General features: G+C 49.5%; 2 tRNA genes and 3 rRNA genes. All 5 read left to right on the top strand.

The features are described from left to right. Positions 1 to 67: 67 nt before the first annotated feature. The 5 genes from SORDD16_RS09630 (at position 68) to rrf (ending at position 5,261) form a co-directional block, all read left to right on the top strand. Positions 68 to 139: transfer RNA gene (locus tag SORDD16_RS09630), tRNA-Glu, on the top strand. Between the two features lie 233 nt (positions 140 to 372). Next, positions 373 to 1,919: ribosomal RNA gene (locus tag SORDD16_RS09635) — 16S ribosomal RNA — on the top strand. Positions 1,920 to 1,970: 51 nt separating this feature from the next. Continuing rightward, a tRNA-Ala gene (locus tag SORDD16_RS09640) sits at positions 1,971 to 2,043 on the top strand. Positions 2,044 to 2,165: 122 nt separating this feature from the next. Next, a 23S ribosomal RNA gene (locus SORDD16_RS09645) occupies positions 2,166 to 5,069 on the top strand. A gap of 76 nt (positions 5,070 to 5,145) precedes the next feature. Continuing rightward, positions 5,146 to 5,261, top strand: a 5S ribosomal RNA gene (gene rrf / locus SORDD16_RS09650). Together the 16S, 23S and 5S rRNA genes with 2 tRNA genes alongside form the textbook arrangement of a ribosomal RNA operon. The last annotated feature ends 2 nt before the right edge of the window (positions 5,262 to 5,263 follow it).

A 5,263-nucleotide genomic window follows, 5' to 3' on the forward strand; every position in this document is an offset into this window, starting at 1 on the left:
AAAAAAGTCAAAAAAGTCCTTGACAAAGGAAGAAAAGTGGGTATAATAGAAAGAGTTGAAAAGCTCAGGTCCGTTGGTCAAGGGGTTAAGACACCGCCTTTTCACGGCGGTAACACGGGTTCGAATCCCGTACGGACTATGGGTGTATCACAGGGACGAAAAAAGTAAAAAAAGTTTCAAAAAAAGTGTTGACATAGGTTAACGGCTGTGATATACTGATATAGTTGTCGCTTGAGAGAGATTTAGTGACAAAGACCTTTGAAAACTGAACAAGACGAACCAATGTGCAGGGCGCTACAACTGACGTTGTAGTACTGAACAATGAAAAAACAATAAATCTGTCAGTGACAGAAATGAGTGAGAACTCAAACTTTTAATGAGAGTTTGATCCTGGCTCAGGACGAACGCTGGCGGCGTGCCTAATACATGCAAGTAGAACGCTGAAGGAGGAGCTTGCTCTTCTGGATGAGTTGCGAACGGGTGAGTAACGCGTAGGTAACCTGCCTGGTAGAGGGGGATAACTATTGGAAACGATAGCTAATACCGCATAATAGTGGATGTCGCATGACAACTGCTTAAAAGGGGCAATTGCTCCGCTACTGGATGGACCTGCGTTGTATTAGCTAGTTGGTGAGGTAAAGGCTCACCAAGGCAACGATACATAGCCGACCTGAGAGGGTGATCGGCCACACTGGGACTGAGACACGGCCCAGACTCCTACGGGAGGCAGCAGTAGGGAATCTTCGGCAATGGACGGAAGTCTGACCGAGCAACGCCGCGTGAGTGAAGAAGGTTTTCGGATCGTAAAGCTCTGTTGTAAGAGAAGAACGAGTGTGAGAGTGGAAAGTTCACACTGTGACGGTATCTTACCAGAAAGGGACGGCTAACTACGTGCCAGCAGCCGCGGTAATACGTAGGTCCCGAGCGTTGTCCGGATTTATTGGGCGTAAAGCGAGCGCAGGCGGTTAGATAAGTCTGAAGTTAAAGGCTGTGGCTTAACCATAGTACGCTTTGGAAACTGTTTAACTTGAGTGCAAGAGGGGAGAGTGGAATTCCATGTGTAGCGGTGAAATGCGTAGATATATGGAGGAACACCGGTGGCGAAAGCGGCTCTCTGGCTTGTAACTGACGCTGAGGCTCGAAAGCGTGGGGAGCAAACAGGATTAGATACCCTGGTAGTCCACGCCGTAAACGATGAGTGCTAGGTGTTAGACCCTTTCCGGGGTTTAGTGCCGCAGCTAACGCATTAAGCACTCCGCCTGGGGAGTACGACCGCAAGGTTGAAACTCAAAGGAATTGACGGGGGCCCGCACAAGCGGTGGAGCATGTGGTTTAATTCGAAGCAACGCGAAGAACCTTACCAGGTCTTGACATCCCTCTGACCGCTCTAGAGATAGAGTTTTCCTTCGGGACAGAGGTGACAGGTGGTGCATGGTTGTCGTCAGCTCGTGTCGTGAGATGTTGGGTTAAGTCCCGCAACGAGCGCAACCCCTATTGTTAGTTGCCATCATTTAGTTGGGCACTCTAGCGAGACTGCCGGTAATAAACCGGAGGAAGGTGGGGATGACGTCAAATCATCATGCCCCTTATGACCTGGGCTACACACGTGCTACAATGGTTGGTACAACGAGTCGCAAGCCGGTGACGGCAAGCTAATCTCTTAAAGCCAATCTCAGTTCGGATTGTAGGCTGCAACTCGCCTACATGAAGTCGGAATCGCTAGTAATCGCGGATCAGCACGCCGCGGTGAATACGTTCCCGGGCCTTGTACACACCGCCCGTCACACCACGAGAGTTTGTAACACCCGAAGTCGGTGAGGTAACCTTTTAGGAGCCAGCCGCCTAAGGTGGGATAGATGATTGGGGTGAAGTCGTAACAAGGTAGCCGTATCGGAAGGTGCGGCTGGATCACCTCCTTTCTAAGGAAAAGGAACTGCACATTGGTCTTGTTTAGTCTTGAGAGGTCTTGTGGGGCCTTAGCTCAGCTGGGAGAGCGCCTGCTTTGCACGCAGGAGGTCAGCGGTTCGATCCCGCTAGGCTCCATTGGTGAGAGATCACCAAGTAATGCACATTGAAAATTGAATATCTATATCAAATAGTAACAAGAAAATAAACCGAAACGCTGTAGTATTAAAAGAGTTTATGACTGAAAGGTCAGAAAATAAGGTTAAGTTAATAAGGGCGCACGGTGGATGCCTTGGCACTAGGAGCCGAAGAAGGACGTGACAAACGACGATATGCCTTGGGTAGCTGTAAGTAAGCGATGATCCAGGGATTTCCGAATGGGGGAACCCAACAGGTGCTACCTGTTACCCGCATCTGTTAAGGATGTGAGGAGGAAGACGCAGTGAACTGAAACATCTAAGTAGCTGCAGGAAGAGAAAGCAAAAGCGATTGCCTTAGTAGCGGCGAGCGAAACGGCAGGAGGGCAAACCGAAGAGTTTACTCTTCGGGGTTGTAGGACTGCAATGTGGACTCAAAGATTATAGAAGAATGATTTGGGAAGATCAGCCAAAGAGAGTAACAGCCTCGTATTTAAAATAGTCTTTGTACCTAGCAGTATCCTGAGTACGGCGGGACACGCGAAATCCCGTCGGAATCTGGGAGGACCATCTCCCAACCCTAAATACTCCCTAGTGACCGATAGTGAACCAGTACCGTGAGGGAAAGGTGAAAAGCACCCCGGGAGGGGAGTGAAATAGAACCTGAAACCGTGTGCCTACAACAAGTTCGAGCCCGTTAATGGGTGAGAGCGTGCCTTTTGTAGAATGAACCGGCGAGTTACGATATGATGCGAGGTTAAGTTGAAGAGACGGAGCCGTAGGGAAACCGAGTCTGAATAGGGCGCCTTAGTATCATGTCGTAGACCCGAAACCATGTGACCTACCCATGAGCAGGTTGAAGGTGCGGTAAGACGCACTGGAGGACCGAACCAGGGCACGTTGAAAAGTGCTTGGATGACTTGTGGGTAGCGGAGAAATTCCAAACGAACTTGGAGATAGCTGGTTCTCTCCGAAATAGCTTTAGGGCTAGCGTCGACATTAGAGATTCTTGGAGGTAGAGCACTGTTTGGGTGAGGGGTCCATCCCGGATTACCAATCTCAGATAAACTCCGAATGCCAAAGAATTATGGTCGGCAGTCAGACTGCGAGTGCTAAGATCCGTAGTCGAAAGGGAAACAGCCCAGACCACCAGCTAAGGTCCCAAAATAATTGTTAAGTGGAAAAGGATGTGGGGTTGCACAGACAACTAGGATGTTAGCTTAGAAGCAGCTATTCATTCAAAGAGTGCGTAATAGCTCACTAGTCGAGTGACCCTGCGCCGAAAATGTACCGGGGCTAAAACAATTTACCGAAGCTGTGGATACCTTTATAGGTATGGTAGGAGAGCGTTCTATGTGTGAAGAAGGTATACCGTGAGGAGTGCTGGAACGCATAGAAGTGAGAATGCCGGTATGAGTAGCGAAAGACAGGTGAGAATCCTGTCCACCGTAAGACTAAGGTTTCCAGGGGAAGGCTCGTCCGCCCTGGGTTAGTCGGGACCTAAGGAGAGACCGAAAGGTGTATCCGATGGACAACAGGTTGATATTCCTGTACTAGAGTATGTAGTGATGGAGGGACGCAGTAGGCTAACTAAAGCAGACGAATGGAAGTGTCTGTCTAAGCAGTGAGGTGTGATATGAGTCAAATGCTTATATCTATAACATTGAGCTGTGATGGGGAGCGAAGTTTAGTAGCGAAGTTAGTGACGTCACACTGCCAAGAAAAGCTTCTAGCGTTTAAACATACTCTACCCGTACCGCAAACCGACACAGGTAGTCGAGGCGAGTAGCCTCAGGTGAGCGAGAGAACTCTCGTTAAGGAACTCGGCAAAATGACCCCGTAACTTCGGGAGAAGGGGTGCTGACTTTACGTCAGCCGCAGTGAATAGGCCCAAGCAACTGTTTATCAAAAACACAGCTCTCTGCTAAATCGTAAGATGATGTATAGGGGGTGACGCCTGCCCGGTGCTGGAAGGTTAAGAGGAGTGCTTAGAGGTAACTCGAAGGTATGAATTGAAGCCCCAGTAAACGGCGGCCGTAACTATAACGGTCCTAAGGTAGCGAAATTCCTTGTCGGGTAAGTTCCGACCCGCACGAAAGGCGTAATGATTTGGGCACTGTCTCAACGAGAGACTCGGTGAAATTTTAGTACCTGTGAAGATGCAGGTTACCCGCGACAGGACGGAAAGACCCCATGGAGCTTTACTGCAGTTTGATATTGAGTGTCTGTACCACATGTACAGGATAGGTAGGAGTCTACGAGATCGGGACGCCAGTTTCGAAGGAGACGTTGTTGGGATACTACCCTTGTGTTATGGCCACTCTAACCCGGATAGGTGATCCCTATCGGAGACAGTGTCTGACGGGCAGTTTGACTGGGGCGGTCGCCTCCTAAAAGGTAACGGAGGCGCCCAAAGGTTCCCTCAGAATGGTTGGAAATCATTCGCAGAGTGTAAAGGTATAAGGGAGCTTGACTGCGAGAGCTACAACTCGAGCAGGGACGAAAGTCGGGCTTAGTGATCCGGTGGTTCCGTATGGAAGGGCCATCGCTCAACGGATAAAAGCTACCCTGGGGATAACAGGCTTATCTCCCCCAAGAGTTCACATCGACGGGGAGGTTTGGCACCTCGATGTCGGCTCGTCGCATCCTGGGGCTGTAGTCGGTCCCAAGGGTTGGGCTGTTCGCCCATTAAAGCGGCACGCGAGCTGGGTTCAGAACGTCGTGAGACAGTTCGGTCCCTATCCGTCGCGGGCGTAGGAAATTTGAGAGGATCTGCTCCTAGTACGAGAGGACCAGAGTGGACTTACCGCTGGTGTACCAGTTGTCTTGCCAAAGGCATCGCTGGGTAGCTATGTAGGGAAGGGATAAACGCTGAAAGCATCTAAGTGTGAAACCCACCTCAAGATGAGATTTCCCATGATTATATATCAGTAAGAGCCCTGAGAGAAGATCAGGTAGATAGGTTAGAAGTGGAAGTTGTGTGAGCAATGGAGCGGACTAATACTAATAGCTCGAGGACTTATCCAAAGTAACTGAGAATACGAAGTGTGAGGTTTTCTTGAGATTTGATAGATATTCAATTTTGAGTAGGTATTACTCAGAGTTAAGTGACGATAGCCTAGGAGATACACCTGTACCCATGCCGAACACAGAAGTTAAGCCCTAGAACGCCGGAAGTAGTTGGGGGTTGCCCCCTGTGAGATATGGAAGTCGCTTAGCTT

Origin of the sequence: Streptococcus oralis (assembly GCF_001578945.1) — a bacterium.
Lineage (GTDB): Bacteria > Bacillota > Bacilli > Lactobacillales > Streptococcaceae > Streptococcus > Streptococcus oralis_Q.